The 26,860-nt window shown below is 70.9% G+C and carries 21 protein-coding genes; 11 read left to right on the top strand and 10 right to left on the bottom strand.

Features of this window, described 5'->3' with window-relative positions; genetic code table 11:
* Nucleotides 1-15: 15 nt before the first annotated feature.
* On the bottom strand, nt 16-1,179 hold the full coding sequence (locus ACPXB1_RS20710) for an MFS transporter (RefSeq protein ID WP_425735672.1): 1,164 nt from the start codon (nt 1,177-1,179) through the stop codon (nt 16-18).
* A 76-nt stretch (nt 1,180-1,255) separates the two neighbouring features.
* Entirely contained in the window at nt 1,256-1,735 is a 480-nt protein-coding gene (locus tag ACPXB1_RS20705) for a hypothetical protein (RefSeq protein ID WP_425735671.1), read from the bottom strand.
* Between the two features lie 380 nt (nt 1,736-2,115).
* Here ACPXB1_RS20705 and ACPXB1_RS20700 point away from each other — a divergent pair, with 380 nt between their 5' ends.
* The 3 genes from ACPXB1_RS20700 to ACPXB1_RS20690 all read left to right on the top strand — a co-directional run bounded on the left by ACPXB1_RS20700 (nt 2,116) and on the right by ACPXB1_RS20690 (nt 4,455).
* Nucleotides 2,116-2,385 (top strand): hypothetical protein, encoded by a 270-nt coding sequence (locus ACPXB1_RS20700; RefSeq protein ID WP_053653290.1) that lies wholly within the window; start codon nt 2,116-2,118, stop codon nt 2,383-2,385.
* Nucleotides 2,385-3,422: a hypothetical protein gene (locus ACPXB1_RS20695; protein ID WP_425735670.1), complete on the top strand. Its 1,038-nt coding sequence runs from the start codon at nt 2,385-2,387 to the stop codon at nt 3,420-3,422. Before ACPXB1_RS20700 ends, ACPXB1_RS20695 begins: the two co-directional genes overlap by 1 nt.
* Before the next feature lie 103 nt (nt 3,423-3,525).
* A complete protein-coding gene (locus ACPXB1_RS20690; protein ID WP_355595125.1) occupies nt 3,526-4,455 on the top strand; it encodes an LLM class F420-dependent oxidoreductase in 930 nt (309 codons plus the stop codon).
* 16 nt (nt 4,456-4,471) lie between these two features.
* On the opposite strand, the gene ACPXB1_RS20685 is transcribed toward ACPXB1_RS20690, so the two are convergent.
* Nucleotides 4,472-4,894 carry a hypothetical protein gene (locus ACPXB1_RS20685; protein ID WP_355595127.1) on the bottom strand — a complete coding sequence of 141 codons (423 nt, stop codon included), beginning with the start codon at nt 4,892-4,894 and terminating at the stop codon, nt 4,472-4,474.
* Nucleotides 4,895-4,995: 101 nt separating this feature from the next.
* Here ACPXB1_RS20685 and ACPXB1_RS20680 point away from each other — a divergent pair, with 101 nt between their 5' ends.
* Complete coding sequence (locus ACPXB1_RS20680; RefSeq protein WP_355595129.1) at nt 4,996-5,766, top strand: hypothetical protein; 771 nt, start codon at nt 4,996-4,998, stop codon at nt 5,764-5,766.
* Between the two features lie 38 nt (nt 5,767-5,804).
* The gene (locus tag ACPXB1_RS20675) at nt 5,805-7,037 is read left to right on the top strand and encodes an FAD-binding protein (protein ID WP_355595303.1); all 1,233 of its coding nucleotides are present in this window, start codon (nt 5,805-5,807) and stop codon (nt 7,035-7,037) included.
* Nucleotides 7,038-7,110: 73 nt separating this feature from the next.
* Here the strand turns inward: ACPXB1_RS20675 and ACPXB1_RS20670 are convergent, their stop codons facing one another.
* The 3 genes from ACPXB1_RS20670 to ACPXB1_RS20660 are packed head-to-tail and all read right to left on the bottom strand — an operon-like array spanning nt 7,111 to nt 12,825.
* Nucleotides 7,111-8,253, bottom strand: a complete 1,143-nt coding sequence (locus ACPXB1_RS20670) for a site-2 protease family protein (RefSeq protein ID WP_355595131.1) — start codon at nt 8,251-8,253, stop codon at nt 7,111-7,113.
* Nucleotides 8,254-8,281: 28 nt separating this feature from the next.
* Nucleotides 8,282-12,364: an AAA family ATPase gene (locus ACPXB1_RS20665; protein ID WP_355595133.1), complete on the bottom strand. Its 4,083-nt coding sequence runs from the start codon at nt 12,362-12,364 to the stop codon at nt 8,282-8,284.
* 11 nt (nt 12,365-12,375) lie between these two features.
* Entirely contained in the window at nt 12,376-12,825 is a 450-nt protein-coding gene (locus tag ACPXB1_RS20660) for a CU044_2847 family protein (protein ID WP_425735669.1), read from the bottom strand.
* A 253-nt stretch (nt 12,826-13,078) separates the two neighbouring features.
* Between ACPXB1_RS20660 and ACPXB1_RS20655 the strand changes: the two genes are divergently transcribed.
* Nucleotides 13,079-13,723: a hypothetical protein gene (locus tag ACPXB1_RS20655; protein ID WP_355595135.1), complete on the top strand. Its 645-nt coding sequence runs from the start codon at nt 13,079-13,081 to the stop codon at nt 13,721-13,723.
* Nucleotides 13,723-16,932 (top strand): ATP-binding protein, encoded by a 3,210-nt coding sequence (locus tag ACPXB1_RS20650; RefSeq protein WP_355595137.1) that lies wholly within the window; start codon nt 13,723-13,725, stop codon nt 16,930-16,932. The genes ACPXB1_RS20655 and ACPXB1_RS20650 overlap by 1 nt, the downstream gene beginning before the upstream one ends.
* Before the next feature lie 26 nt (nt 16,933-16,958).
* Here ACPXB1_RS20650 and ACPXB1_RS20645 read toward each other — a convergent pair whose 3' ends face one another.
* The 3 genes from ACPXB1_RS20645 to ACPXB1_RS20635 all read right to left on the bottom strand — a co-directional run bounded on the left by ACPXB1_RS20645 (nt 16,959) and on the right by ACPXB1_RS20635 (nt 20,435).
* On the bottom strand, nt 16,959-17,813 hold the full coding sequence (locus ACPXB1_RS20645; RefSeq protein ID WP_355595139.1) for an alpha/beta hydrolase: 855 nt from the start codon (nt 17,811-17,813) through the stop codon (nt 16,959-16,961).
* Nucleotides 17,814-17,991: 178 nt separating this feature from the next.
* Nucleotides 17,992-18,858 carry a L,D-transpeptidase gene (locus tag ACPXB1_RS20640; RefSeq protein WP_355595141.1) on the bottom strand — a complete coding sequence of 289 codons (867 nt, stop codon included), beginning with the start codon at nt 18,856-18,858 and terminating at the stop codon, nt 17,992-17,994.
* A 131-nt stretch (nt 18,859-18,989) separates the two neighbouring features.
* Nucleotides 18,990-20,435 carry an alpha-amylase gene (locus tag ACPXB1_RS20635; RefSeq protein ID WP_355595143.1) on the bottom strand — a complete coding sequence of 482 codons (1,446 nt, stop codon included), beginning with the start codon at nt 20,433-20,435 and terminating at the stop codon, nt 18,990-18,992.
* 274 nt (nt 20,436-20,709) lie between these two features.
* On the opposite strand from ACPXB1_RS20635, the gene ACPXB1_RS20630 reads away from it, so the two are divergent.
* From ACPXB1_RS20630 to ACPXB1_RS20615, 4 genes are all read left to right on the top strand, one after another.
* A complete protein-coding gene (locus ACPXB1_RS20630; protein WP_425735668.1) occupies nt 20,710-22,395 on the top strand; it encodes a hypothetical protein in 1,686 nt (561 codons plus the stop codon).
* Nucleotides 22,392-23,858, top strand: coding sequence for an NADH-ubiquinone oxidoreductase-F iron-sulfur binding region domain-containing protein (locus ACPXB1_RS20625; RefSeq protein ID WP_355595147.1), 1,467 nt, complete (start codon nt 22,392-22,394; stop codon nt 23,856-23,858). The genes ACPXB1_RS20630 and ACPXB1_RS20625 overlap by 4 nt, the downstream gene beginning before the upstream one ends.
* 71 nt (nt 23,859-23,929) lie before the next feature.
* The gene (locus ACPXB1_RS20620; protein WP_355595148.1) at nt 23,930-24,538 is read left to right on the top strand and encodes a TlpA family protein disulfide reductase; all 609 of its coding nucleotides are present in this window, start codon (nt 23,930-23,932) and stop codon (nt 24,536-24,538) included.
* Complete coding sequence (locus ACPXB1_RS20615) at nt 24,535-25,482, top strand: cytochrome c biogenesis CcdA family protein (protein WP_355595149.1); 948 nt, start codon at nt 24,535-24,537, stop codon at nt 25,480-25,482. Before ACPXB1_RS20620 ends, ACPXB1_RS20615 begins: the two co-directional genes overlap by 4 nt.
* Here the strand turns inward: ACPXB1_RS20615 and serS are convergent.
* Nucleotides 25,479-26,762 carry a serine--tRNA ligase gene (gene serS / locus ACPXB1_RS20610; protein WP_355595307.1) on the bottom strand — a complete coding sequence of 428 codons (1,284 nt, stop codon included), beginning with the start codon at nt 26,760-26,762 and terminating at the stop codon, nt 25,479-25,481. The two genes, ACPXB1_RS20615 and serS, sit on opposite strands and share 4 nt — an antisense overlap.
* Between the last annotated feature and the right edge of the window lie 98 nt (nt 26,763-26,860).

Here is a 26,860-nt window from a genome sequence, read left to right as displayed (position 1 = left end):
GTGCGTCCACCCCGATCAGGCAGTCCCTCGTCGTGACGGCGGGCGGTGGACGACGGCCACGGCTGCCAGGCAGAACACGGCAGCGGCGACGAGCGGTGGGCGGGCACCGAGGTGGACGGCCGCCGAGCCGAGGGGGATCGCCACCACGAGGGGCCCGAACATCGCCGTGTTGGCGGTGGCGGAGACCCGGCCCAGCAGCGTCGACGGCGTGTGCGTCTGCACTGCTGTCACCCCGGCGACGAGGGTCCAGGGCAGGCCGACACCGGCGAGGGCCGCGCCGGCGACGGTGACCGGCCACCACGGTAGGCAACGCGCCAGGCAGCCGAGGGCGAACAGCGCTGTCCCGGCGGCGCCGAGAGCGCTGGTGCCCCACCTGTTGATGAGCCACCCGACGATCAGGCCACCGGCGATGGAACCGGCGCCCTGTGCGCTGGCCAGCACACCGAGGAACGTCGTCGGTAGGCGTAGCTCCGAGACGACGATCGCGTAGATCGCCGCGGTGGAGAAGCCGGACATGGCGATCGACACGGCCGCGAGCACGACCGGCACACGCGTCGCCCGCTGTGCGGACAGCAGCGAGATCCCCGCCCGCAGGCCGTTGTCCCGCTGGGCTGGACGGTGAGGTGGCGTGCGGTGCAGGCGGACGGCTGCGTACAGGATGGCGACGAGGACCGGCATCGTCGCGCTCAGCGCGACGACGGCGTGACCGCCGCGCCAGGCGTAGAGGCCCGCGCCGGCCAGTGGCGCGACAAGCTTCATGCCCTCCTGGGCGCTTGAGCGCCATCCGTTGACAGTGCCGAGTTCGGCCGGCGGCAGCGCGGACGGCAGCAGTGCGGTTTCACCGGCGTCGATCAGGACGTAGCTGAGTCCGTATGCGCACGAGACGGTGAAGATGAGCCAGGTCTGTCCCGGCCCGTGCACCGCGAACAGCGCCAGCAGCATGGTGGCCAGGACGAGGTTGACGGCGATGACCAGCGGGCGTCGGGGGGCCCGGTCGAGCAGGGCGCCCAGCCACGGGCCGGCGAGCACCGGGGCGTACACGCAGAGGCCGGCGAGCGCCGCGAGGCCTGTGGAACCCGTCAGGTCCAGGATCCAGATGCCGGAGACCAGGGACATGGCACTGCCGCCGAAGCCGGACAACAGCGAGATCGTCACGAACAACCCCGCGTTGCGGCGCATGAGCCCTCCAGGTTGAGCCGGGATGACTCATACCCTGATTCTTGAGCCGTGGGAGAGCAATACGCCTAGGGCTTTGTCAATGGTTTGTTGGCAGGGTGGTGGTCAGCCTTCCCGTGACGATTCGGACCGGTGGCGGCACTCGGTCGCCCGCCGCCGCCAGGTCGGTGACGAGGTGCAGAGCCAACGCGTACAGCGAGCCTGGAGCCGCATCGAGGGCGACGTACACCGTGCTGCGGACGAGTGCGGCCCGGCGGAACCGGGTGTCCCACAGTCGGTCCGCGCCGATCCACCGATCGAGGTCGACCACGGCGGCCCTTAGCGCCACGATCTGCGGCGAGAGGCTGAGGTCGAGGTATTGCCGCCGCGATCGCCGCGCGGCCAGCAGGCGTTGCCGGCGCTGCTCGGCGGCCTGCCGGGTGCCGAGGCCCAACGCCGTCGCGATCTGAGCCCACGTCGCGCCACCGTGGCGCGCCCGGTCGATGAGGTCCAACTCCTGCTCGTCCAGCCCGGTGCGGGTCACCCGCACGTCCGTCAGCCGGTCCAGCTCCGCAGTCACCTGTCAACATTACGTTGACACGGCGGACACGCGCTCCTGCTGCCGGAGCCCGGACCTGACCAGCCAATCAGCCCTTTAGTGTATAAGTCGGTATGCGTGTCGTAAACAGGACAAGACGGTAAAGCCCCTGGTGGGGCACTGTTGGGGCAGGGAAAGAGGCGGACAGATGTCGGCCATATCCCTTCCCACCGCCGCGGGCGCCAGCAGCGGTGTTCACCGCCCACCGGGACAAGGACGTCATCACCGCCGGCAGTTCGCCGCTTCGCGGTCGCCACCGCATCCGCGCCTACCGGCATCAGCCACCGTGGACTCTGCCGGGGGCCGACGTCGCTCACCCGCGCGACCGGCCCCGGCGACCCGAATTCAGGAAGGACCCCCCAATGGCCGCTCCCACGGCGACCGCAGCACTGAACGCATCCGTCTTCGCGCCGGGTGACCAGATGCTGCTGACCGTCACGTACTCCGACGCCGACACCAAACCGCTCACCGTCACCATCGTGGTCACCGACGCGCAGGGCAACAGCAGCGCACCGGTGAAGGTCAGCGCCGTCATCGACCCGCTCACCGTCACCGTTTCCGACAGCTCCGGGCGTACCTGGAACCGGGTCTCCGACAACGGCTCGGTGGCCGTCTACCGGGCGGTGGCGTGATGCCCCGGGTCACCGTCCAGGTCCGCGACGCCGCCGGTCACGCCGCGACGGCAACCGCCGACTACGAGCTGAGCCAGCCGGTGCTCGGCGGCTACTACCTGTCCGGCGGCGCGGATCCGACAGCCGACATGGCCGGCGGCAACTTCCGCTCGCTGACCCAGTACCGCAGCCTCGCCGACGGCTACATCTTCCCCGGCTACAACCGGCCATGGCTGACCAGCCTCGGCAAGGCCCGGGTGCAGATGAACATGGTGCTGGAGCTGAAGCACTACGGCGCACCGAGCGCCGGGCCGCAGACGTTCACAGTGGACGGAACCTCGTACACGGTGCCGGCGCCGTCGATGACCATCCAGCAGCGCCCCGGCACCACCTGGCCGAGGGCGTACGGGTACACGCAGGTCATCACCGGCCAGTGCGACGGACTGCTGCACCGCGCCCTGGCGCAGTATCGGACACTCGGCTTCGGGGTGAACATCCAACTCGCCTCCGAACTGGACACCGACCACGAGTTCGGCACCACCGAGAACGGCAAGGCGTACACCTGGGCGGAGTCGGACGCGCGGGCCGTGCAGGCGGTGAACTACATCATCAGCTGGTTCAAGGGACGGGCGCTGCCCGCCGGCACCACCTTCTCGATCGGGGTGGGCGGCTTCGACCGGGCCTGCTACCAGCGCACCCACCCGGAGTCGCTGATGGCCCGGCTGGACTTCCTCCAGTGGAACGCCTACGCCACGGCCCCCGGGCAGACCGCGTTGGCCCGTTTCCGCCGTACCAGGGACTGGGCGGTGGCGGACCTCGGACCGGTGGCGCTGTCCCGGCCCGTGATCATCGCGGAGTACGGGGTGCGGGTGGCGGAAATCCCCGACCAGGCGGCCTGGATCGCCACCGTCCCGGCGGCCATCGCCCAACTCAACGCCGAGCGGGGGCCACGCATCGTCCGGACCAACTACTTCAACTCCGGGTGGGGCACCCTGTCGCCGAAGGCGGCCGGGTTGGCCGCGTTGCGCGAGGCGTACGCCAAGCGGCCGTACGTCTGAGCGACAGTCGAGCCGGCACGATCGGCGCCGGCTCAGCCGTTGTCGAGCCGTTCGGCCTCCGCATCCGTGCGCGCCGCGCCGAACGGCTACCTATGCTCGGATCATGGAACTGAGGATCTTCACCGAACCCCAGCAGGGCGCCAGCTACGACGAGTTGCTCGCGGTGGCCCGCTGCGCCGAGGACGCCGGCTACGGTGCGTTCTTCCGGTCCGACCACTACCTCAAGATGGGCGCGGTCAGCGGCGACCCCGGCCCCACCGACGCGTGGACCACCCTCGCCGGCCTGGCCCGGGACACCAGCCGGATCCGGCTCGGCACCCTGATGACCGCCGCCACCTTCCGGCTGCCCGGCCCACTGGCGATCACCGTGGCGCAGGTCGACCAGATGAGCGGCGGCCGGGTGGAGCTGGGCATCGGCACCGGCTGGTACGGCGACGAGCACACCGCGTACGGCATCCCGTTCCCGCCCCTGGGCGAGCGGTTTGACAGGTTGGAGGAGCAGCTCGCGGTCATCACCGGCCTCTGGTCCACGCCGCCGGGGGAGCGGTTCGACCACCCAGGCCGGTACTACCCGGTCAGTGACTCGCCGGCCCTGCCCAAGCCGGTGCAGCAGCCCCGTCCGCCGATCCTGCTCGGCGGCATGGGCCCGAAGCGCACGCCCCGGCTGGCCGCCCGCTACGCCGACGAGTTCAACCTGCCGTTCGCCTCCGTGGCGGACACGGCGGCACAGTTCGAGCGGGTCCGCGCGGCGTGCGCCGAGATTGGTCGCGACCCGGCCGGAATGGTGTGGTCAAACGCCCTGGTGCTCTGCTGCGGGCGCAACGACGCCGAAGTGGCACGGCGGGCCGCCGCCATCGGCCGCGAACCCGACGAGCTGCGGGCCAACGGCCTGGCCGGGACGCCCGACGAGGTCCTGGACACCATCGGCCGGTACGCCAAGATCGGCAGCCAGCGCCTCTACCTCCAGGTCTTGGACCTGGGCGACCTGGACCACGTCGAACTGGTCGCCACCGAGGTGATGGCCAACCTGTGAGCGCTGACCCGGCGGGTCAGGCCCCGCGGTGGGCGTTCCCGGCCGGGTCGCGCAGCACGGTGTCCAGCCGACCGTCGCGGTCGCTGTCCACATAGGTGATGTCCGGTACGCCGTCACCGTCCACGTCGATCTCCACGATGTCGGCGAGGCCGTCACCGTCGAGGTCGGTGACCACCTCGACCGAGCCGTCCAGGTGCCGGGTCACGATCGACAGCGACCCGGCGCCGGGCTCGCGCGGCGGCGGCCCGGGCGACGGTACGGGCGTCGGCGCGGGCGCGGGAGCGGGTGTCGGACGGGGACCAGGCGTGGGCGACGGATGGCTCGCCCACCGGGCGTCCGGCGGAGCACTGGCCGGTTCGACCGCGCTGCCGGTCGGGTCCAGCTCCTCCTCGGACGGGAAGACGTCGCCCCGCGGGGCAGGGTCGCGATAGCTGCTCATGGGCGTAGGGTTCCCCGACGATGACGAGAACAACCGTGCCCGATCGTCCGGTGTCCGTGGCGCCCGGTCTGTCGGAGGATGCGGGAAGCTACGCCACGGTCATGAACGGGGGTCCGAGCGTGGAGCTGCGCCGGAGTCGGGGGTCCCGGCTGCTCGCCGTTGTCTGCGTACTCGGTGGGGTGGTGTTGTTGGCCCTGCCCAGCGACGGCTCCCCGCTACGGACGGTCATCGCGGTCGGCGCTGTCGCGCTCGGCCTCGTGGCGCTGTTCAGCGCCCTGCGGCCGTTCCGGTTCGGGATCGACGCGGAGGGCCTGACCATCAGGCGTCCGGGCCTGCGGCGGTCCATCGCCTGGGCCGAGGTCGACGCGCTGGTCCTCGACGAGCCACCTCGACGCGACGGGCGCCCGGAGCCGCCGCGCCTGCTGCTGGTGCCTCCGCCCGGTGTGCCGGTCGAGCCGGTGACCGCCCGCCACCCGATCGACGGGCGGCCCGCGATCGAGCTGCTCGTCCTCGACCAGGTCCGGGAGCAGCCCGAGCAGGTGGCCGCCGCGATCACCAGCTACGCCGGTGATCGTTTCGTGGACCTGCCCGCGCTGCGTCGCGCCGCCTTCGCCGACCCCGACCTGCCCGCCAGCCTGCGCGGCTACCAGATGAACCGGGTCGACCAGTTGATCCGGCTCGGTCAGGACGCGCTGGTGTCCGGCGACGCGCAGATCCGGCAGGCCGCCCGTAACGAGATCGAACACGCCCGCGCCGCCGGGTTGCCGGTCGCCCAGCGGGGGTACGGGACGCTCGCGGCCGAAACGGCGCTGGACGCCCTCGCCGCCGCGTTGGCCGACCACCCGACCACCGACCGGAGGACCACGCCGTGACCGCCCTCGAACCGGGCGGCCCGTCGGCCGCTGCCGACGTGCCGCGCCGTAACTGGGCCGGCAACGTGCGCTACTCCGCGCGGGAGTTCCACCGACCCGACACCATCGACGACCTACGCCGCCTCGTCGCCGGCAGCACCCGCCTCCGGGCGGTCGGCAGCGGCCACTCCTTCAACCGCCTCGGTGACACCGACGGGGACCTGGTCAGCCTCGCCGGGCTGCCCCCGACGGTCGAGGTCGACCGGGAGCGCGGGCAGGTCACCGTCGCCGGCGCGCTGCGCTACGGCGACGTCGGCAAACACCTGCACACCCAGGGGTACGCGCTGGCGAACCTCGCCTCACTGCCGCACATCTCGGTGGCCGGCGCGGTGGCCACCGCCACCCACGGCTCCGGCCAGACCCACGGCAACCTCGCCACAGCCGTCGCCGCCCTGGAGTTCGTCACCGCCGACGGCGACCTGTTGCACGTCGACCGTGACGACGACACGTTCGCCGGCATCGTGGTCGGGCTCGGCGCGCTCGGTGTGGTCACCCGGCTCACCCTGGACGTGGTGCCGACCTACGACCTGCGCCAGTACGTACGCCTCGACCTGGCCCCCGAGGCGCTTGACGAGGCGCTCGGCTCGGCGTACAGCGTGAGTGTCTTCACCGACTGGCGTACGCCACGGCTGCGGGAGGTGTGGCGCAAACAGTCGGTGGACCAGGCTCCGCCGGAGGCGGACTGGCTCGGCACCACCGCCGCCGACGAGCCACGGCACCCGGTGCTCGGGATGCCGGCGGAGAACTGCACCCCTCAGCTCGGCGTGCCGGGGCCGTGGCACGAGCGGCTGCCGCACTTCAAGCTCGGCTTCACCCCGAGCAGCGGCGACGAACTCCAGTCCGAATACCACGTGCCCCGCGCGTCGGTGGCCGAGGTGCTCGCCGCGTTGGCCGAGGTGGCGCACCTGATCGCGCCGGCGCTGCACGTGTGTGAGCTGCGTACGGTGGCGGCGGACGAGCTGTGGCTCAGCCCGAACTACCGGCGCGACAGCCTCGCTGTGCACTTCACCTGGGTGGACGACGCCGCCGCGGTCCTGCCGGTGCTGGCCGAGGTCGAGGAACGCCTGGCTCCGTTCGCGCCCCGCCCACACTGGGGCAAGGTCTTCGTCACCGATCCGGGTGCCCTGGCCGCCCGCTACCCGAGGTACGCCGACTTCGAAGCCCTGCTGACCACCCTGGACCCAAAGGGCAAGTTCCGAACCAACCTCCTAAACCACTACTTCCCGGCGTAAGGTGCCCATTTCCCTCCGGTGATCATGAGGTTGGCGGGGTCGGTGGTCGGCGTGTCGCACGCTAACCTCATGATCAACCGGACGTGGTGGTCGGGGCGCGGAGGGTGCTGCGCTGGACCGCTCGGCTGATGTCGCTGGGGGAGATGATGCCGGTGAGACGACCCTCGTCGTCCACCACCAGGGCCCGCCCGTCGGCGCACTCGGTGAGCCGGGGCAACAGGTCGTTGAGCTGCTCACCCGGCTTGGCGAGAACCAGCTCATCGGCTCGGCAAGCCACCTCGGCAAGCGTGGTCGACGCCCGCCGGTCCGCCGGTACGCCCCGTACCCGGTCCAGCGTCACGAGCCCGCTCGGGCGACCCTCCTCGGTCAGTGGCAGCGCAGAATGCCGGTACGCGAACAGGTAGTGATCGACGAACTCGGCGACAGTCAGGTCCGCGGAGGCGGTCTGCGGCTGCGGAGTCATCACGTCGGCCACCCGGATCCCGCGCAACGCGCTGCCGGTGCGGGCCTGCCGCTCCTCCATGCCGGCGGCACCGATCAGGAACCAGCCGATCAACGCCAGCCACAACCCGCCGAAACCGATGCCGGACAGGAACTGCCACAGGCCGACGCCGATCAGCAGCACGCCGAGCACCCACCCCGCCCGGGCGGCGACCACCGAGGCCCGGGTCCGGTCGCCGGTGGCCTTCCACACGGCGGCGCGCAGCAGCCGGCCGCCGTCCAGCGGTGCGGCGGGCAGCACGTTGAAGATCGCCAGCAGTACGTTGATGCCGGCCAGCCACGCCACCGCGCCGAGCAGCAGCCCGCCCTGTCCGGCAAGCGCGAGAATCACCGCGATGGCACCGAAGAACGCGCCGAGCAGCAGGCTCACCAGCGGGCCGACGCCCGCGATCCGCAGTTCCGCGCCCGGATCGCGCGGCTCGCCCCGCAACTCGGCAACCCCACCGAAAAGCCACAGCGTGATGCCATCGACGGCCAGCCCGTTGCGCTTGGCCACCACGGCGTGCGACACCTCGTGGGCGAGCAGACCGACGAAGAAGACCACCGCCGCCACCAGCCCGGCGATGGTGTACGCCAAGGGGCTGCGGTCCGGGTACGAGCGGGGGAACTGGTTGGCGGCCAACCCCCAGGCGATCAACGCGAAGATGACCAGAACGCTCCAGTTGACGCCGACCGGCACCCCCGCGATCCGACCGAGTCGGAAACTCGCCCTCATCTCCGGCTCATACCCGCGAACGGCGTTCTCATGCCGCTTGGCCAATCGGCGGGAGGGAGGAGGGTCGGGCAATGCGCGGTTGGGCGACCGTGAGCGCCAGCAGGCCGTGCTCCAACCCGACCACCAGGGTGCCCCCGACGAAGTGGCATGTCAGTGCCGGGTGCCGGACCGGGATGCTCTGGAGAAGTCGGTGCGTCTGCGGATCCCAGAGCCGGACGGTGCAGTCCAGGCTCGTCGACACCACGATCTCCCGATCGCCGTAGGGCATCGGGTGCACGGCGGTGACCGGCAAGGTGTGCCCGGACATGGTGGCGACCGGGCGGCCGTCGGCCGGGTCCGACAGCCGGATCGAGCCGTCCTCCCCACCCGAGACGAGCAGGGTGTCGCCGTGCGGGGTGACCGCGCAGAGCGCACGTACGGCATCGTGGTGACCGGGCTGCTGCTGCCACAGCGGTGTGCCGTCGCTGTCCCAGAGCCGTACCGTGCCGGTGTTGTCGGCCGAGGCGAGGACCTGGCGGCCCTGACGAGTGACGACAGTGAGTGCGGTGAGCCAGCCGGTATGCCCGGGGAGGCTGTCCCGTAGGGCCCCGGTTGCCGGCATCCAGAAGCGCACCATTTTGTCGTCGCCGGCCGACGCCACGATCTGGCCGTCGTCGGCGTCGATCACGCACGTCGCGTTCACCGGGTCGGAGTACCCGCCCATCGCCAGCTTCGGCGTCGGCTTGGGCGCCGCGTCCCAGACCCGGATGCTCCCGTCGTCGTGGCCTGTCACCAGCACGGCCGGGTCGACGTCAACACAGGTCAGCGCGTTTATCGGGCCGAACCGGCTGTGGAACTCTCCGCGCGAGGTGCCGTCGGCCGGGTCCCAGACCCGTACGCTGCCGTCGCTGCCGGCGGAGACCAGCAGCCGTTCGTCTCCGATGGGCAGGGTGCAGAGTGCTGTCACCCGTCCGACCTGCCCGTCGGCGGTCGACCTGTCGGGAAGTTCGGCATCCGGGTTCCACAGGCGGATCGTGCCGTCTTCGCCTGCCGTCGCGAGCACTTTGCGATCGGTCATCGACAGTTCGCAGACCGCGTGGATCCAGCTCGCACGGCCCCGCAGGCTGGGATGCTCGACGCCGGACGCGACGTCCCAGAGCCGGATGACGCCGTCCTCCCCGGTGCAGGCGAGGAGCGTCACCCTGCCGGTGTCGATGGTGCACAGGTCGGTCAGCCGTCCGGTGCCGACGGCGAATTCGCGATCCGGTTGCCCGGTGGCGGCGTCCCACAACCGGACCATGCCGTCGTAGCCCGCTGACGCGAGCAGGGTGCGTGAGCCATCGCGGACGGTGCAGAGAGTTGTCACCCAGTCGGTGTGTCCGGCAAGCGTGTTGAGGGCCTCGCCGGTCACCGGATCCCACAGCCGAATGTTGCCGTCATACCCGGCCGACGCGAGCATCCCCGCCCCGCCGAGCGGCAGGTGAGTCACGGCGGTCGCCCAGCCGGCGTGACCGGTAAGCGTGTGGCGCAGGGTTCCGGTGCTCGGATCCCACACCCGGACCATCCCGTCGTCGCCGACCGAGGCGAGCAGGTCGCCGTCGGGGAACGGCACCGCACACACACCCCGGACCCAGTCGTCGTGGCCGTGGAACGTGTGCACCGGCTGGCCGCTGTGCGGATCCCAGACGCAGATCGACCCGTCGTAACTGGCGGTCACGAGGAACAGCTCACCGCCCACCCGGACCGTGCACATGCTGCGCACGCAGTCGTCGTGGCAGCTCAGCAGGCTCTCCGACTCGTTCGTGAGTGGATTCCAGAACCGTACGGTGCCATCCTCGCCTGCTGAGGCCAGCAAGGTGCGGCCCGCCACCGTGATCGGGCAGACGTCGTAAACCCCCTGCGTGTGGCCGCCCTCGAAGACGCCGCGTTCCTGCCGAGGCGGAGTGCGTGCCCAGCGTGCGTGGTAGGGCGCACCGGCAGGAGAGACGTCACCGTGCAGACCGTCGAGCTTGTCGACCACGGAGAAGAGCGCGGCCCGCTCGGCCGGTGGGGCTGCGATTGCGGCGGGAGTGCGTTGCAGCAGGTGGGTACGGGCGCGGGCGGCCGTACCCTGCGCCGAGCCGCTCACCCTCAGGAGGCGGTCGAGCCGGGCGTGCAACAGGTAGTTGTCGTCGCCGAGAAGGTCGTCGACGCAGCCGGCGCGGGCGGCATGGCCAGGCAGTGATCGCAGTAGGTAGTCGGGTGCCGCCGCCCAGTCGCTCTGCCACCCGATCGCCGTCCACTCCTGGAACAGTCGGCGTTCGTCGTCGGCCTGGCTCGTCAGGTCGGCGCGGGCGCTCAGCAACGCGTCGTTGAGGGCCTGGTGGAACAACCGGTACGTGGGCTGCCCGGCGCCGCCGGTCTCGACCAGGAAGTTCGCCGCGGAGGTGCGGGCGAACTCACCCAGCTGGGCCTCGGTGGCAGTGCCACCGAGCGCTGCCACTGCGGCCTGCCAGAGTGCCAGCGGCAACCCGGGCGACTCGGCGTACGCCAGCGCGGTAAGCGTCAGCCGGGCCGGCGTGGAACCGGCGTCGGGTAGCCACGTCAGGTAGGTGTCCAGGGCATCCGCGACGGTGCCGCTGAACGTCACCCGGGCCGGGTCGATGGCCACGGTGTCGCGCAGCGCTCGAACCCGCGCGACCAGTCCGGCGACGAGGAAGTTGCCGTTTGCCAGTTCGGCGATCCGCCGTGCCACCGGGGCGGCCACGGTCTCGTCGGCGTACGGGTTGCCAGGACGTTCGGCACCCTGAAGCTGGAGAGTCGCGCACGCGTAGTCGACCAGATCTGACTCGGCGAAGAACTCCAGCGCGTCGAGGTCGATCAGGTCCGCGTTGTTGCCGAACCGGCTGAGCAGGTCGCCTTGGTCGTCGGCGCGTCGGCTACCGATGACGACCTGGGCGCCGACGTCGGCGCTGCGGGCCAGAGGCAGGAGCACCTCTTCGATGAGCAGGCGGGCCTGCTCCGGGCTGGATGCCTCGTCCAACGCGTCCACCACGACGTTGATCCGCGTCGGCCGGCGGGCGAGCCGTTCCCGCAGTGCCGGCACGAGAGCCTCGGGGTGCTCCGGCAGCCCGACGCCGGCGGCGCGGGCGATCTCGGTCGCCACGTCCAAGGCGCTCTTGCCCTTGGCATGCACCGCGCAGGACACCGAGCCGACAGTGGCCCGCCAGGCGGAATCCGATGTCGGTAGCGCCGCTCTGATCGTCGCGTCGGCGGTGCTGACGATGCGGCCCAGGACCGCCGACTTGCCGACCCCGGGAGATCCTGTGACGATCATCGGCCGGCCCGTCGGCTGGGTGTTGTCCAGCCAGCTCGTCAACCGTTGCAGCGCGACCTCGCGCCCCCGGAACCGGGAACCCGTTTCGCTGGCGACCGCGACTCCACGCGCGCGTGGCAGCCAGTGCCGCCCGGCCTCGTCGTCGGTGGCGAGGGTCCAGCCCCAGGCGGCGAGGGCGGCGTCGTCGGCATCCTCGGCGCGCCACCGGGCGAGCGAGTCCAGCTTGAGTTCCGGCATCATCTCGTCGATGTGGGCGAAGGTCAGCGCCTGCCCGCGGCCCGACGCGTCGGCCTCCAGCAGGATTCCCGCCACGGCCTCGTAGTCGGGCGACCACAGGGCAGCACCGCTGAAGCCCTTGGCGACGCCGGGGTCGGACTCCGAGGTGAGCAGAACGCGACCCCAACCGCCCTCGGCGCCCACCTGGCCGTGCGCCGGGCGTCCGCCCACGGTGTCCTGCGGGAAGCCGTACGCCCACCACGGCCTGCCGCTGATTGCCTCTGCCGGTAGAACCCTCAGCCGGGCTGCTGTCACGGGGGCGGGAACAGGCTCGACGAGTTCGAGAAGCACCAGGTCAATGTGCTGTTCGGGGCGACCGTTGTGCAGGCACTGACGGACTTTTCGGCGATCCCAGTATTTGACCTTCGCCTTGGGAAAGGAAATCCACAGGTCGGCGCGGAGTTCGCCCTTGACGAAGGCCACATGTTCGCAGGTGAGGACGAGATTCGAGTCGATGACAAAGCCGGTGCCGATCGGCATATGGGTCTTCTCGCCGTCATGGATGGCGACTGTCCACGGGGCGCTCGGTGCTGCGGTCACCGGGTGGACCCCTAACTGTCGAACGTGCTGCCGTCAGCCGGCGACGCCTGCGGTTGCCAGTGGAGGGTTACCTCGAAGTTGCCCTCGGTGGCTGCCTTGGCGATGAGCCAATTCGTGGTACCGGTCACCTTGACACCGAATTTGACCTGCACGGCGTCGGGTGTCAGCACCCTGACCTGGTCGAGCAGCTCACGCGCGGCCTGGATCGCGGGTTTCGCGGCTTCCCTGACCCGGCCCGCGACGTCACCGGAGCTGGCTGGTTGAAACCCGGCGACCGGCTCGATCTCAATCTCGGTGATCGTCCCGCTGTCCACTTCGTAGCGGACTACCTCAGACGACACACCTGACCTCCGGCTTTGAGAAATCGGCAACACAATGCCGGCGATCGGTTGGACACGACCACCGCGGATGCCCTGCTCGTAACGAGCGCAATGCTGCACCGGCGTCAAGTTGGTTGGCAAGCGACCGGGCATGATCGGTTGCCCGGGGATCTGCTGACGGGAGTTGCATAAGCCGTCGACCAGGCGATTTAGGTATCGGCGTCGATCTCGCTGTCGGGTATCTGCCGTTTCATATCGGACCTTGCGCCGTACTCGGTCGATAGAGAGAATCGGGCCGGTATACCGTTGCCGGCGAAACACGGTCGACGATCAAACCCCTCCGCAGATGTCCGCCGTGGCTGTCGGCGCGATTCCGTACCCCTTCAGGAGCACAATGCCCCACGATGGTCTCACCCCCGTGCAGCGTTACGTACTCGTCCGGCTGATGATCAACGCGGATGCCCTGCCATTCAAGCTCTTCGGTAGCCTCACGAAGGACAAGCGGATAGATCTGGTCGACAGGGGTTACGTGGTCGCCACGGAGCGGCCGATCACCCTGGACCTGACCCAGCAGGGCCACGATCGGGCGGTCGCCGAACTCGGAGCCGAGCCGCCCCTGCGGGCGGGCACGGCCGGCGAGACCCTCTACGCCACTCTCGACTTCATCCGGCGGCTGGTGGAGCACACCGGGACGGAGCCCAGGGACTTCTTCCGGTTCCGACTGGCGAAGGACCTGCCGGCCGTCGCGGAGCAGGCACCGGAGCCGGCCACCGAGGCGACCGACGTGGAGCAGCGCATCCGTGCGGCGTACACCGATCTGGCGCCTCGGCCCGGCGACTACATCGCGCTGGCCGCGCTGCGCGCCGCGCTGGCGGGGGTGCCCGGCCCGCAGGTCGACGCCGCTCTCATCGACCTCAACCGTGCCCCCGACGTGCATCTGGTGCCCGAGTCGAACCAGAAGGCACTGACGGCTGAGCAGCGCGCTGCTGCGGTGAGCATCGGTAACCAGCACAAGCATCTCCTCGCCATCGGCCTGTAATGGATGAGGCCGAGCGACGCGCACTCACGGCGCTCCGGTTCAACTGGGCGCCGACCCCGGACGACGTCTGGCAACCCCCGTCCTTTCACGTGGACGGCCTGCACGAGCACGCCGTCGAGCTGATCCTGGACGGGGTCGCGGAAGCGGACCGGAGCGCCGACTCCAGCCCGATCGGCGTCGCTCTGCTCGGGCAGCGGGGCACCGGCAAGACCCACCTGCTCGGTTACGTCCGCGAGCGGGTGCAGGTGATGGGCGGGTACTTCTTCCTGGTCAGCCTGTTGGAGGCGAGTACCTTCTGGACCAACGCGGTGCTGTCCATCCTGGACGGCCTCGCCCGGCCAGGTGCTGACGGCCGGCCTCAGCTGCACTTGTTCCTCCGGCGGCTGGCCGAGGCAGTCGACGCACCGCGGCCGATCCGACGCGCGATCATCGGCGAGTACGAGTTGACCCGCCCGGCGCTCGACGCGTTCGTGGACCTCATCCGCAAGCACAACCGGCAGGTCGGCATCGAGTGCCAAAGCACCGCCCGCGCGCTGGTGCTCCAAGCGGCGGAGTCATCGGCTCTGCAGGACGTGGGATACGGGTTCCTCTGCGCCAACGACGAGGAGGAGCCCGGTGAGCGCGCCACCTGGGGGATCCGGCGAGGCAGGCGATCCCCGCAGGAGATCGTCCGGGACATCTCACGGTTGCTCGCCCTGACCGGGCCGACGGTCATCGCGGTCGACCAGATCGACCTGCTTATCGCCCAGTCGCTCAAGGCCACCAGCGGGGAGGACCAGTCCGACCAGTGGCGGACCTCGCTGCTGCTGGAGCAGATCGCTGGCGGGCTGATGGCGTTGCGCGAGGAAACTCGGCGGACCCTGTCGGTGGTCGCCTGCCTGCCGCACACCTGGATGGAGGTCAAGTCCCAGGCGACCGACACCATCCAGGACCGGTTCCGGGAGGCGGTCCGGCTCAAGGAGATTCCCTCCGCCGAACTGGGCCGGGCGCTCATCGAGCGGCGATTCACCGCACGCTTCGAGGAGATCTCCTTCAGCCCGCCGTACCCGACGTGGCCGGTGCTGCCGGCCGCCTTCGCGGAGGCGGTGCAGTTCACGCCGCGGGAGATGCTCCGTGTCATCGACCGGCACATTCGTGGATGCCTCGCCGCCGGAGAGGTTCGGGAGCTGGCACATCTGCTGTCCGGGGAGTCGACAGCCGTTGCGGCGACGTCGTTCGAGCGGGTCGCGGAGATGCGGGTCGCCGCCCAGGGGGACGATGTCGCGACGACAGAGCAGTTGGCCCGGTTCGACGCCGACTTCGCCGATCTGTGCGCCCGGGCCGACCCGACTGCGGCGCTGCGGCAGGAGACCGAAGATGCCGTCGTACCGGACCTGTTGAAGGCCGGGCTCACCGCGTGGATCGCCGAACGGGGCCCGGCCGGAGACGGGTTCAGCATCGACCCGCAGGCCGGCGGCAAGCCGGCACTGCATGCTCGGCTCCGACGCACCCTGGACGAGGAGATCGAGGACGAGCAGCACTGGTCGTTCCGGGCGGTCAGCGCCCGCCATCACATCGCAGCGCTGAATCGGATCCGCGTGGCGAGCACCACCGCCGGTCTGGCCGAGGGAGTGTCGAAACGACGCCTCTACCTGCTCCGCACCCCGGACTGGTCGCCCGGCGCCCGGACCAAGGAGGTCCTGGCCGCGTTCACCGCCGCCGGAGGCAGCACGCTGGCCTTCAGCGAGCAGGACGTGACGACACTGATGGCACTAAAGGAGCTGATCGGTCGGCACGGTTCGGAGACGCTGCGGCAGTGGTTCGCCAGCCGCCGGCCGACGGAGAAGGTCGCGCTGCTCCAACAGGCGCTCGGCGACGTGACCGCCGAGGCGGGTCAGGCCGACCGTACGGTCGAGTCGTTGTCGGATGCCGAGCCCGGTCCGACAGTGGGCCCGGGTCGATCGACAGCCGATGCGACAGCCGACGTCGACGCGACAGATGCCGTCGTGCCGATCGGTGTGGTGGTCGGCGGCGACCGACCGGTGTCGGTCGAGCTGGAGGCGCTCAGGCGACACACGGCGATCTTCGCCGGGTCCGGTTCCGGCAAGACCGTCCTGATCCGGCGGCTTGTCGAGGAATGCGCTCTGCGCGGCGTCTCGGCCATCGTGCTCGATCCCAACAACGATCTGGCCCGTCTCGGCGACCCGTGGCCTGACCCACCGGCGGCGTGGGGTGAGGACGATGCGCGGCTGGCCGCCGACTACCTCGCCAAGACCGACGTCGTGGTGTGGACCCCCCGCTGGCACGGCGGCCGGCCGCTGAGTTTTCAGCCGCTGCCGCAATTCGCCGACATCCTCAACGACTCGGACGCCTTCGCAGCCGGCGTCGACGCAGCGGTGGCGGCGCTCGCGCCGCACGCCCGTGCCGAAGGGCCAACGGACCGAGCGCGCCTCAGCCGGGCCGTGCTACGTGAGGCGTTGACCAGCTATGCGCGCACCGGCGCGAGCGACCTGCGGGAGTTCATCGGGCTGCTCGGCGCGCTCCCCGAAGGTGTCAGCCAGCTCGAAGACGGCGTCAAGCTCGGGGCAAAGATGGCCCAGCTCCTGACAGCGGCCATGGTCAACGATCCGCTGTTCGGCGGTAGCGGCACCGCCGTCGACCCGGGGGAACTGCTCACCCCACCGCCCGGCTACCGGGCCCGCATCTCGGTGATCAGCTTCCTGGGGCTCCCTGACGACCAGCAGCGGCAGACCTTCGTCAACCAGTTGCAACTTGCCCTGTTCGCGTGGATCAAGCGCAACCCGGCAGGAGATCGCCCGCTGGGTGGACTCTTCGTGATGGACGAGGCCCAGACACTCGCCCCCTCCGGCGCGATGACGGCGTGCACGCAGAGCACCTTGGCGTTGGCCTCGCAGGCCCGCAAATATGGGCTCGGCCTGGTCTTCGCGACCCAGGCGCCGAAGGGCCTGCACAACCGGATCCCCGGCAACGCCGCGACCCAGTTCTTCGGCCTGCTCACGAGCATGACCCAGATCGACGCGGCGCAGGAGATGGCGCGGGCCAAGGGCAGCGCGCTCACCGATGTGGGTCGGCTCAGCACCGGCCAGTTTTACGCTGCCGTCGAGGGGAGCGAGTTCGTGAAAATGCAGGCGCCAATCTGCCTGAGCCACCATCCGAAGAGCCCGCTGAGCAACGAGGAGGTCGTCGCTCGGGCACAGCGGGCCAGGTAGGACTGGCCGGTGGTGCGCCGTCATGTTCAGCGGCGGGGTGCCTCGCTGGCGATGGTCGCCTCGCGGGGCAGGGCCGCCGCGCGCAGCGCCCAGTCCAGCGCGTAGTCGGCGATCCGCTCCCAGCCGTCCTGCCCGACGGTGAAGTGGGACCGGTCGGAGAACTCCTCGTACGCGGTGAGCGCCCGGGACTTCTGGTAGAGCGCCGCGTTGGACTGCACAACTGTCGCCGGCACCACGTGGTCCTGTCCGCCGGCCATCAGCAGCAGCGGCGGGCGGTTGTTGCGACCGTTGTCGATCTTCGCGGGCGAGGTCGGGTCGAGGTTGGCGAACGCGCTTTCGAAGAGCACCCGCCCGGCTCCCGGGACGGCGTAGCGCTGCCAGGCCCGGTCGGAGTCGGCGCGGCTCATCGTGTTGCCGAAGGCGTAGGCGAAGTCGTCAGGGGTGAACGGGACGGCCCGGTTGCGGTTCGCGGGGTTGCGCAGGATCGAGAACGCCGAGCGCAGCTGGCTCAGTGGCACCTTCAGCACTCCCTTGGGCGCCGACGAGTGCACGCCCACAGCGGCCGCGCCGAGGCCCCTGTCGACGAGGATCTGGGTGAACAGCCCGCCGAACGAGTGGCCCATGATGATCGGCGGTCGGGGCAGCGCCCGGATGATCCGGTCGTAGTGCGCGACGATCGTGGCGATGCTCTGCTCGGCGATCGGGCTGGGATCGTCGCGCAGCTGCTCGACATCCCGGTCCATGCCGGGCCAGGCCGGGGCGAGGACGTTCATGCCGCGTGCCGTGTACCGCCTGGCCCACCCCTCCCAGCTGCGCGGGGTCATCCACAGCCCGTGGATGAGTACGACCGTGTCGACCCGGCCCTGCGGCGTGGCGCCCATCGCGTTCCCCCCGGTGTAGCGGTGTCCGGCCCGGCGGTTACCCGCTGCCGGGCGCGGGATTCCTCCGCCCGCCGAATCGTGTGGGCCCTGACAAATGTCATGGTGGGAACGTGACGGCCGCTCCGGACGTCAGGTCCGCGCCTCCGGAGCATCAGTCGCGCTTGAGGCGGTGCGCCGCTCAGGCGGTCGGCGGTGGCGTGGGCAGTTGGTCGACCACTACCAGGCTGCTGCCGGGGCGAACCTCGGCGAGCAGCTCGCGTTGCCCGCTGCGGGTGACCCGGATGCAGCCGTTCGTGGTGTTCCTGCCCAGGTCGTCGTCGTTGTGCCAGGTGTGCACCCCGATGTGGGCGCCGCGCAGGCTGGCGGGCACCGTCTCGGGGTCGTCAGGCACCGAGCCGAGGGCGTAGATGTCCACCCCGCCGTAGACCGCCTCCGGCGGCGGCGTGCGGCCCAGGATGAACGTCCGACCGAGGGGGGTTTCCTGGCCGGACTGACCGAGGCTCGTCTTCCAGGAACGCATCGCCTTGCCCGCCCGGTACCAGGTGAGCCGGTGCACCTTGCGTTCCACAACGATCTGGTCGCGCAACGGCACCGTGTCGAATCCGCCGGGCGGCAGCCAGGCGAGACGCCTGTTGGCCGACGGCAGCAGGACAGCCGTCCAGCCGGCCCGCTGCTCGGCGATCGGCACCGTCAGCTCCACACCGGCGAGTGTCGGTTCGAGGAAGGCAAGTGGACGTCCGCCGGGCGCGTCGTACGCGGCGATCCGCCGGGTCGGATGCACGCCCTCGGTCAGCGGGGTGGTGTCCATGGTGGCCGGGTCGGCCGGGAACCCCTTCGGTGCGGGGTCGTAGTCGACCACTGGCAACCCGTCCGGGGCGGGAGCCGCGGCCGGTACCGACTCCTCAGGGCTCTGCTCGATGCTCGGCGGCGTCGGAGCGGTCGCGACAGCGACCGGCCGGTCGCGGTTCGTCGAGCGTGGAGTGAGGGCCTGGCCGACCAGCAGCGCGAGGATCACCAGCGCGGCCACGGAGACGGCCGCGCCCACCCACAAACCCTGACGACGATACGGAGACATTCGGTCAAACAGCACCAAACGACTGTATCGGACCACCCGACGTTAGGAAGGGCCCCTTCTTATACAAAAAGCGATAAGAAGGGGCCCTTCCTTGCAGTGGGTCAGACGCGGGCGCCGATGTGGATCGCTATCGCGTCGTGGGCCGGCACGTTGGCGGCGAACCAGCCGCTACCGTCCACGGTGATCACCGGTCCGCTGCACGTGCCACCGGAGTACGTGCCGTGGATGACGTCGCAGTAGCGACCGGCGGGCAGCCCTGTGTAGTACGAGCGGCCGTTCACCGCCGAATCCTCGTCATTGACGGTGATGTAGCCCTTGCCGCTGCGGCTGAACGCGATGTGGTTGTTGCCGTTGTCGTACCAGTTGGCCACGCCCGCGCCCTCGGTGGCGTTGCGGAAGCCGACCATGTTGGCGATCACCGGCCAGCGGTGCTCGCACTCCCATCCGGAGTAGCAGGTGGTGTTCAGCGTCTTGTTGGCGCCGTCCGAGGGCGGGCCGGCGTCCCGGTTGCTGAAGGTGTAGCTGGACATGACTGTCGGCGAGCCGTACGGCCAGGCCAGCATGAAGGCGTTCGCGAGCGCGTAGATGCCCCGGTCCCGATACGTCAGCACGCCGCCGACGTCGCGTTGGGTGTCGTGGTTGTCGACGAACACCGAGGCGACTCCGGTGGGCAGGTGCCCCCAGCCCTCGCCGAAGTTGCGCAGGTACGCCAGTCGCTCCGAGCGGAACACCCGGGCCAGGTCCTTGCCGTACCGAAACTCGTGCACGTCACCGTTGCCGGTGTACTCGGTCGGCTGCACCGGCTCACCGGAGCCGTAGATGACCTCCTGCACGATGTACGCCGAGCGGGAGAGCTTGCCCCGGATCGCGGCGATGTCGGCGGCCGGCATGTGCTTGCTGGCGTCCAGCCGGAAGCCGTCCACGCCGAGCGAGAGCAGGTCGTTGAGGTACGACGCGATCTTCGTACGGACGTAGTCCGACTCGGTCTTCAGGTCCGACAGGTTGACCAGCTCGCAGTTCTGCACCTCGTACCGGTCGTTGTAGTTGACGATGTCGTCGCCGCCGTTGCGCCCACAGTGGTGGAAGTCCTGCGTCTGGTAGATGCCCGGGTAGTCGTAGTGCGAGTAGGACGAGCCGGCCCAGCCCGTGCCGCCGTTGGCCTGCCCGGACATGTGGTTGATGACCGCGTCGACGAGCACCTTGACGCCTGCCGCGTGGCAGGTGTTGACCATCGACTGGAACTGGGCGCGGGTGCCCTTGCGGGATTCGATGCGGTAGCTGACCGGTTGGTACGCCAGCCACCACTGGTTGCCCCGGACGTGTTCCTGCGGGGGCGAGACCTGGACGTAGCCGTAGCCCTTCGGGCCGAGAGTGCTCTGGCACTCGCTGGCGACCGACGGCCAGTTCCACTCGAAGAGCTGGACGATGACCTTCTTGTTGCCTGCGGGCGCCGCGGCGGCCGGGGGTGCCGTCACGGTGAGGGGGACGAGCAGGCTGGCGATCAGGCCGAGGGCGAGGATCGCCGAGGCGCGTCGACGTCGGTGCATCGGGACTCCTGACGGGAGCGGGGGGTGAGGTGGTGGTGCGAGGGAGCACCAGTTGCTCGAATCTTGCAACCCGTGCTGAAAATTGCCGAAAGATTACAAGCTCGTTGCAACGGCTGTCAACGCATGCACATCCGTCGCTGCCTCCTCCGTTCTGCGGGGTTGACTGTCACGCGCGGCGACGCCGACCGGTTCGATCCCGCCCCAGAAAATTTCCGCCCCGGATGATCCGCGCGCGCCGTCCGTCCGTACTGGATGGGGGAGCAGGGGTCGGCCGGTGGTACGCCGCCGCGAGACGATCGAGGAGCAGATGGCCCGGGCAAAGCAGAACGAGAAGGCCACCACGGTCCGGACCAGCGCCAGCAGTCGGGGGGTCCGAACCCGTTCGCGGTCGGCGACCATGCTGCTGATCGCCTCGGTGGTCGCGGCGCTCTGGGCGGCGACGATGCTGACCGGAGCGGGGCAGACGGCATACGCGTACGGCTTCTTCTTCACCGAGTTCTTCGCCGGGGTGGTCGCCCTGGTGTCACTGAGCCTCACCGTGATGCTCGGGCTGCTCGCCACCGACCGGCTGGTGCTGAGCATCCCGCACCGGGTGCTGATGCAGTCGGCACACCGGGCCACCGGCGTCCTGGGCGTGGCCGGGCTGGGCTTCCACGTGCTCACGAAGATCGCCACCGGTCGGGCTGCGGTAACCGACTCGTTGATCCCGTTCGTCGGCGGCCGAGGGCTCTACGTCGGCCTCGGCACGGTAGCCGCCCTGTTGATGGTCAGCGTGATCTGGACCGGCATCATCCGAGCCCGCTTCGCAGGTGTCGGTCCCAAATGGCTGTGGCGGGCCATGCACTCCACCGCGTACCTCTCCTGGCCTTTCGCCATCCTGCACGGCCTCAACGCCGGCCGGGCCGCGAGCTCCTGGGTGGTGCTCAGCTACCTCGCCTGCATCCTGCTCGTCGTGCTGGCACTGCTGGTGCGGCTCTCGGTGACAATCGGCCGGCGCAGCCGCGAGCAGCACCAGGCCGCCCTGCGTAACGCCGCGATGGCCGGCCGGGCCAGCGCGGAGAGCCGTGGCCGCGCCCTGCTGGCCGGTCTGAGCCGACGCCGCGACACCAGCGAGGACAAGCGTCCCGCCTGGGCGGAGGCCACCACCGCCACCTGGACCGCGCCACCGGCCGGCCCACGGCGGCGCGACCCCGAGCGGTTCACCGTCCCGGTGGTCCCCGAACCCGGCTCCCTCGCCGAGCCGACCCGGCCCAGCCGGCGTCGGCGGGACGAGGAGCCGGCCGCCCGGCAGGACGTGGACCGGCGGACGCGCGGACGGCGCGACGAGGCGGAGCCCACCCGCCGGTCCTCCCGCCGCAGCACGCAGGAGCCGCCCACCCGCCAGCGCGACGAGGAGGAGCTGGAGCCCGTGGCCCGCCAGCGAGGCGAGCGCACCCGCACCCGCACCCGCGACGATGCGGCCACCACCGGCCGGCGACGTGACATCACGCCCGTCGAGGAGCCGGCCGCCGAACGGTCCCGCCGACGCTCCCGGACCGAGGACGACGGCACCCGCTACTCGGCGCCGCCCCGGCGGACGCTCGACGAGCCCGAGGAGCCGTGGGACAGCCCGCGCCGCTGGCAGGCCGCAGAGCCGATCTCGGCTGGCCCGGTCTCCGCCGAGCCGATCTCCAGCAGCCCGATCTCCGCAGGTCCGATCTCCGCGGCGCCGCGCAGCGGCAGTGGCGGTCACAGCGCCGAGGACGACCTGCCGGAGGAGCCGGACTACTGGCGCCCGCCGGCCCGGTACGTCCCCGAGGACGTACCGCCGCCCGTCGACGACACCCCGACCCTTGTCGACCTGGCGTCCCGGCGAGCCCGCCGTGCAGCCGGCGAGAGCCGCTCCGCCAAGCGCCGTAAGGCCAGCGCGGATGCCGTGGACGGGGCGTACTGGGCCGGGCTGCGGGGTGAGGCCAAGTGATGCGGACGACCGTGCCCCCGGTCGCCTGCGTCGGCGAACCCCGACTGACCGCCGGCTTCGCCGAGTTCGGCCGACTCGACCTGGCAGCGCACGAGGAGGTGCACGGCCCGATCGGCCCGATGGAACCGGCGCAACTGCTCCGCCTCGCCGAGGGCATGCAGCTCAAGGGCAAAGGCGGCGCCGGCTTCCCGTTCGCCCGCAAGCTGCGCGCGGTCCTGGAGTCCTGCGAGCGGCAGGACCTCGCCGCCGTGGTGGTGGTGAACGCCACCGAGGGCGAGCCGGCGAGCTGGAAGGACAAGGTGCTGCTCACCCGCGCGCCGCACCTGATTCTCGACGGCGCCGCGCTGGCCGCGTACGCGCTCGACGCCGAGGAGATCGTCATCGGTGTGGCCGACGACGGGGTCGGCCGGGAGTCGCTGATGGACGCGCTGGCGGAGCGGCGGATGCCGGTGCCGGCCACAATCGTCACGGTGCCGCACCGGTTCATCTCCGGCGAGGGCGGCGCGCTCGTCAACGGGATCAACGGGTTGCCGCACATCCCGCCGGGCACCAAGAAGCGCTCCAGCGACTCCGGCGTCGGTGGACTGCCCACGCTGCTGTCCAACGCCGAGACGTACGCCCAGTTGGCCGTCGCCGCCCGACTCGGCCCGTACGAATACGCGGCACTCGGCACCGACGACGAGCCGGGCACCCTGCTGCTCACGGTGACCGGCGCGGCGGCCCGACCGGCGGTGGTGGAGATCGCCGCCGGCACTCCGCTGCGCGAGATCCTCGACCTGTGCGAGGTGCCGGACGTCCAGGGCATCCTGATGGGCGGCTACCACGGCAAGTGGATCACCCCGGAGGCGGCGGAGAAGGCAGAGGTCTCCCGCAAGGGCCTCGCCGCTGTCGGCGGCACCCTCGGCGCGGGCATCATCGTCCCGGTCGGCGTCGACACCTGCCCGCTCGGTGAGGCCGCGCAGGTGGTGCGTTACCTGGCCGGTGAGTCCGCAGGCCAGTGCGGACCGTGCAAGATGGGCCTGCCGGACCTGGCCCGCGCCGTCGACCTGGCCGTCGCCGGCAGCCAACCGGCCGACGTGGTACGCGCCGCAGCCGGCGAGGTGAAGGGCCGGGGCGCGTGCAGCCACCCCGACGGCACCGCACGGTTCGCCCTCTCCGCGATCGAGGTCTTCGCCGACGACCTGAGGATGCACAGCACCGGCGACGGCTGCGGCCGGCGGGTCAAGGGCGTCATGTGGTTGCCGGGCGCGCCCGACGCGAACCCGCAGAAGCTCACACTGGACTGGTCGCGCTGCGACGGCCACGGGCTCTGCGCGCACGTGGTGCCGGACTTCATCCGCCTCGACGGCAACGGCTATCCCGCGTTTCCGGCCACGCCGGTGCCGACCTGGCTGCGCGAGGGCGCACTGAAGGCGGTCAAGGTCTGCCCGGAGCTAGCGCTACGTCTCGCCAAGGCCGAGTAAGGAAGGGCACCTTCTTAACGCCTCGTGTATAGGAAGGGCCCCTTCCTAACAACCTGTGGAGGAAGACACGGATGCGCAACTCGCACGGACGGAGGTGGCTACGCCGTGGCGGTACCGCAGCCGTACTGGTTGTCGCTCTGCTCGCCACGGCCTCCTGCACCGGCACGGTGCCGCCCGACGCTGCCGCCGCCGGGGCGACGCCGGCCCCGGCCAGCTCCCCGGCCGCGCCGACCGTACCCGCCACCGGCTCGCCGACGGCCGCGCCGGCCCCGATCCCGGACACCCTGCGATTCACCGGGACCACCCTCGACGGCAGCCCGCTCGACGCGACGACGTTCGCCGGCCGGCCCGTGGTGCTCTGGTTCTGGGCGCCGTGGTGCGCCACCTGCGCCAGCCAGGCGTGGACAGTTGCCGAGATCGCGCCGCAGTACCGGGACACAGTGCCGATCGTCGGCGTCGCCGGCCTCGGCGAGCGCAACGCCATGAAGGACTTCGTCACCGAGTTCGACCTCGCCGGCACGCCACAGATCGACGACCGCGCCGGCGCGCTCTGGCGTCGGTTCAAGGTGACCGAACAGAGCATCTTCGTGATCATCGATCGGAACGGCACTGTCGTCCACCAGGGCTTCCTGGACGGTGAGGCGCTCACCGCCCGCGTCGCCGCGCTGGCCCGGGCGTGACCGCCGGGTTGCTGCTCGCGCTGACCGCCGGCATGCTCGGCGCTGTCAACCCGTGCGGCTTCGCGCTGCTGCCCGCGTACCTCTCACTGTTGGTCGCCGGGACCACCGACACCCGCGGCGCTGTCGGCCGCGCGCTCACCGCGGCGGCCGGGCTGACCCTTGGGTACGTCGTGGTCTTCGGCGCCTTCGGCCTGGCCCTCGCGCCGCTCGCCGGCTGGCTGCGACCCCGGCTGCCGTGGCTGACAGTGGCGCTCGGACTGCTGCTCGTGGTGGCCGGCTGTTGGCTGCTCACCGGCCGCCGGCTGCCCACCCCCGGCTGGTCGGCCCGAGCGCCCCGACTGACCCGTTCCTGGCCGTCGATGGTGCTGTTCGGCGCGGCGTACGCGCTGGCCTCGCTCGGCTGCGCCATCGCACCGTTCCTGGCCATCGTGGTGACGAGCCTCCAGGCCGGCTCGACTGGCGAAGGGCTGGCGCTGTTCGGCGCGTACGCCCTCGGGATGGGGCTTGTGGTCGCTGTCGCCGCGCTCGGTGTGGCGCTTGTGCGCGACGGCCTGGTGGCCCGGCTGCGGGTCGCCGGCGCGCTGGTGCCCCGGCTCAGTGCCCTGGTGCTGCTGCTCACCGGCGGCTACGTCGCCTGGTACGGCTGGTACGAGCTGCGGCTCGTCGCAGGCCGACGCGAAGCCCTGACGGACCCGGTGATACGGGCGGCGGCCCAGGTGCAGCACGCCCTCGCCGACGGCCTCGACGCGCTCGGCCCGGTGGTCCTGCTCGCCGTGCTCGTCCTGCTCGCGGCGCTGGCCCTGGCTGTTAGGAAGGGCCCCTTCCTAACGCCTGCGGTAGAGGAAGGGTCCCTTCCTAACACGGTGGCTGAGCGCCCGACGGCACCGGCGGATACGCCGACGGGGGCCGGGATGGACCTAGCCCCCGTCGAGCGGACCGCTTAGCGCGGGGTGAGGCGGTCGGTGCCCATCCGGTCGCGCAGCACCTCGGGGATCAGCACCGAGCCGTCGGCCTGCTGGTACTGCTCCAGGATGGCAGGGAAGAGCCGGCTCGTCGCTAGGGCCGAGCCGTTGAGCGTGTGCACGAAACGGGTCTGCTTGCCGCCCGGCTCCCGGTAGCGGATGGCCGCCCGGCGGGCCTGGTAGTCGCCGGCCCAGGAAACCGACGACACCTCCTTGTACTTGCCGGTGCTCGGCATCCACACCTCGATGTCGAGGGTCTTCTTCATCGAGGCGCTCGCGTCACCCGCCGAGAGCAGCGTCCGCTGGTAGTGCAGGCCCAGCCCCTCGACCAGGCTCTCGGCGTGGGCGAGCATCTCCTCCAGTGCGGCGTCCGCCTGCTCCGGAAGGGTGAACTGGAAGATCTCCACCTTGTTGAACTGGTGCCCCCGCACGGTGCCGCGCTCGTCCGAGTGCGACCCGGCCGACTCCCGGCGGTAGCACGGCGTGTACGCGAACGCCTTCAACGGCAGCTTCGTGGTGTCCAGGATCTCGTCCTGGTACGCGCCGAGGATCGCCGTCTCCGACGTGGGCAGCAGGAACTGCCCGCGCGGGGCGGACGCGGCGTCCAGGTGGTAGACGTCGTCGTAGAACTTCGGGAACTGGCCGGCGGCGAAACCGGCCGAGTCCAGCAGCAGGTGCGGCGGGAGCAGGAACTCGTACCCGGCCCTGATGTGCTGGTCGATGAAGTAGTTGAGCAGCGCCCACTCCAGCCGTGCGCCGACCCCCGTGTAGATCCAGAAGCCGGAGCCGCCGAGCTTCACCCCGCGCTCGTAGTCGACAAGGCCCAGCCCTCGGGACAGCTCCACGTGGTCGCGGACCTTCTCGATCACCGGCGGCTCGCCGAAGGTCTTGACGACCCGGTTGGCCTCCTTGCCGCCGGGAAGGATGTCGTCGGCGGGCAGGTTGGGCAGCTCGCTCATCGCATCGCGCAACCGCGCCTGCACCCCGTCCAGCTCGGACTCCAGGTCCGAGAGCTGCCGGCGACCGGCCTCGGGGGCGACGGCCTCCGGCTCCCGGCCGGCGCGCTTCGCCTCCGCGTACGCACGGGCATCCGCCTTGCGGCGCTGCCGCTCGGCGTCGATCTCCGTGATGAGGGCGCGCCGTTCCTGGTCCAGCCGCTGGATCTCGTCCAGGGCCTGATCGACCTCGGCGGGATCCAGACGCTTCGCCAGCGCGGTCGCCACCGCCTCGCGATCCTTCCGGATCAACTCCATGTCGAGCATGCTGCTCCGTACGCCTCCGTCCGGGGTCGGGTGGACCACCAGATGCTACCGTCGCGCCCGTTTCGACCCGGGACGGGGAGCGACGGCCCCGTTTCAGA

Origin of the sequence: Micromonospora sp. DT68 (assembly GCF_049847245.1) — a bacterium.
Classification (GTDB): Bacteria; Actinomycetota; Actinomycetes; order Mycobacteriales; family Micromonosporaceae; genus Micromonospora; species Micromonospora profundi.
This window is presented reverse-complemented; position numbering and strand designations above follow the sequence as displayed.

Excerpts from the sequence above, each read along its gene's own strand:
- ACPXB1_RS20710 (WP_425735672.1), bottom strand. The coding sequence starts at position 1,179 with ATGCGCCGCAACGCGGGGTTGTTCGTGACGATCTCGCTGTTGTCCGGC.
- ACPXB1_RS20645 (WP_355595139.1), bottom strand. The coding sequence starts at position 17,813 with ATGGGCGCCACGCCGCAGGGCCGGGTCGACACGGTCGTACTCATCCAC.
- ACPXB1_RS20620 (WP_355595148.1), top strand. The coding sequence starts at position 23,930 with ATGCGCAACTCGCACGGACGGAGGTGGCTACGCCGTGGCGGTACCGCA.
- ACPXB1_RS20655 (WP_355595135.1), top strand. The coding sequence starts at position 13,079 with ATGCCCCACGATGGTCTCACCCCCGTGCAGCGTTACGTACTCGTCCGG.
- ACPXB1_RS20685 (WP_355595127.1), bottom strand. The coding sequence starts at position 4,894 with ATGAGCAGCTATCGCGACCCTGCCCCGCGGGGCGACGTCTTCCCGTCC.
- ACPXB1_RS20670 (WP_355595131.1), bottom strand. The coding sequence starts at position 8,253 with ATGAGGGCGAGTTTCCGACTCGGTCGGATCGCGGGGGTGCCGGTCGGC.
- ACPXB1_RS20690 (WP_355595125.1), top strand. The coding sequence starts at position 3,526 with ATGGAACTGAGGATCTTCACCGAACCCCAGCAGGGCGCCAGCTACGAC.
- ACPXB1_RS20650 (WP_355595137.1), top strand. The coding sequence starts at position 13,723 with ATGGATGAGGCCGAGCGACGCGCACTCACGGCGCTCCGGTTCAACTGG.
- ACPXB1_RS20695 (WP_425735670.1), top strand. The coding sequence starts at position 2,385 with ATGCCCCGGGTCACCGTCCAGGTCCGCGACGCCGCCGGTCACGCCGCG.
- serS (WP_355595307.1), bottom strand. The coding sequence starts at position 26,762 with ATGCTCGACATGGAGTTGATCCGGAAGGATCGCGAGGCGGTGGCGACC.
- ACPXB1_RS20700 (WP_053653290.1), top strand. The coding sequence starts at position 2,116 with ATGGCCGCTCCCACGGCGACCGCAGCACTGAACGCATCCGTCTTCGCG.
- ACPXB1_RS20635 (WP_355595143.1), bottom strand. The coding sequence starts at position 20,435 with ATGCACCGACGTCGACGCGCCTCGGCGATCCTCGCCCTCGGCCTGATC.
- ACPXB1_RS20680 (WP_355595129.1), top strand. The coding sequence starts at position 4,996 with ATGAACGGGGGTCCGAGCGTGGAGCTGCGCCGGAGTCGGGGGTCCCGG.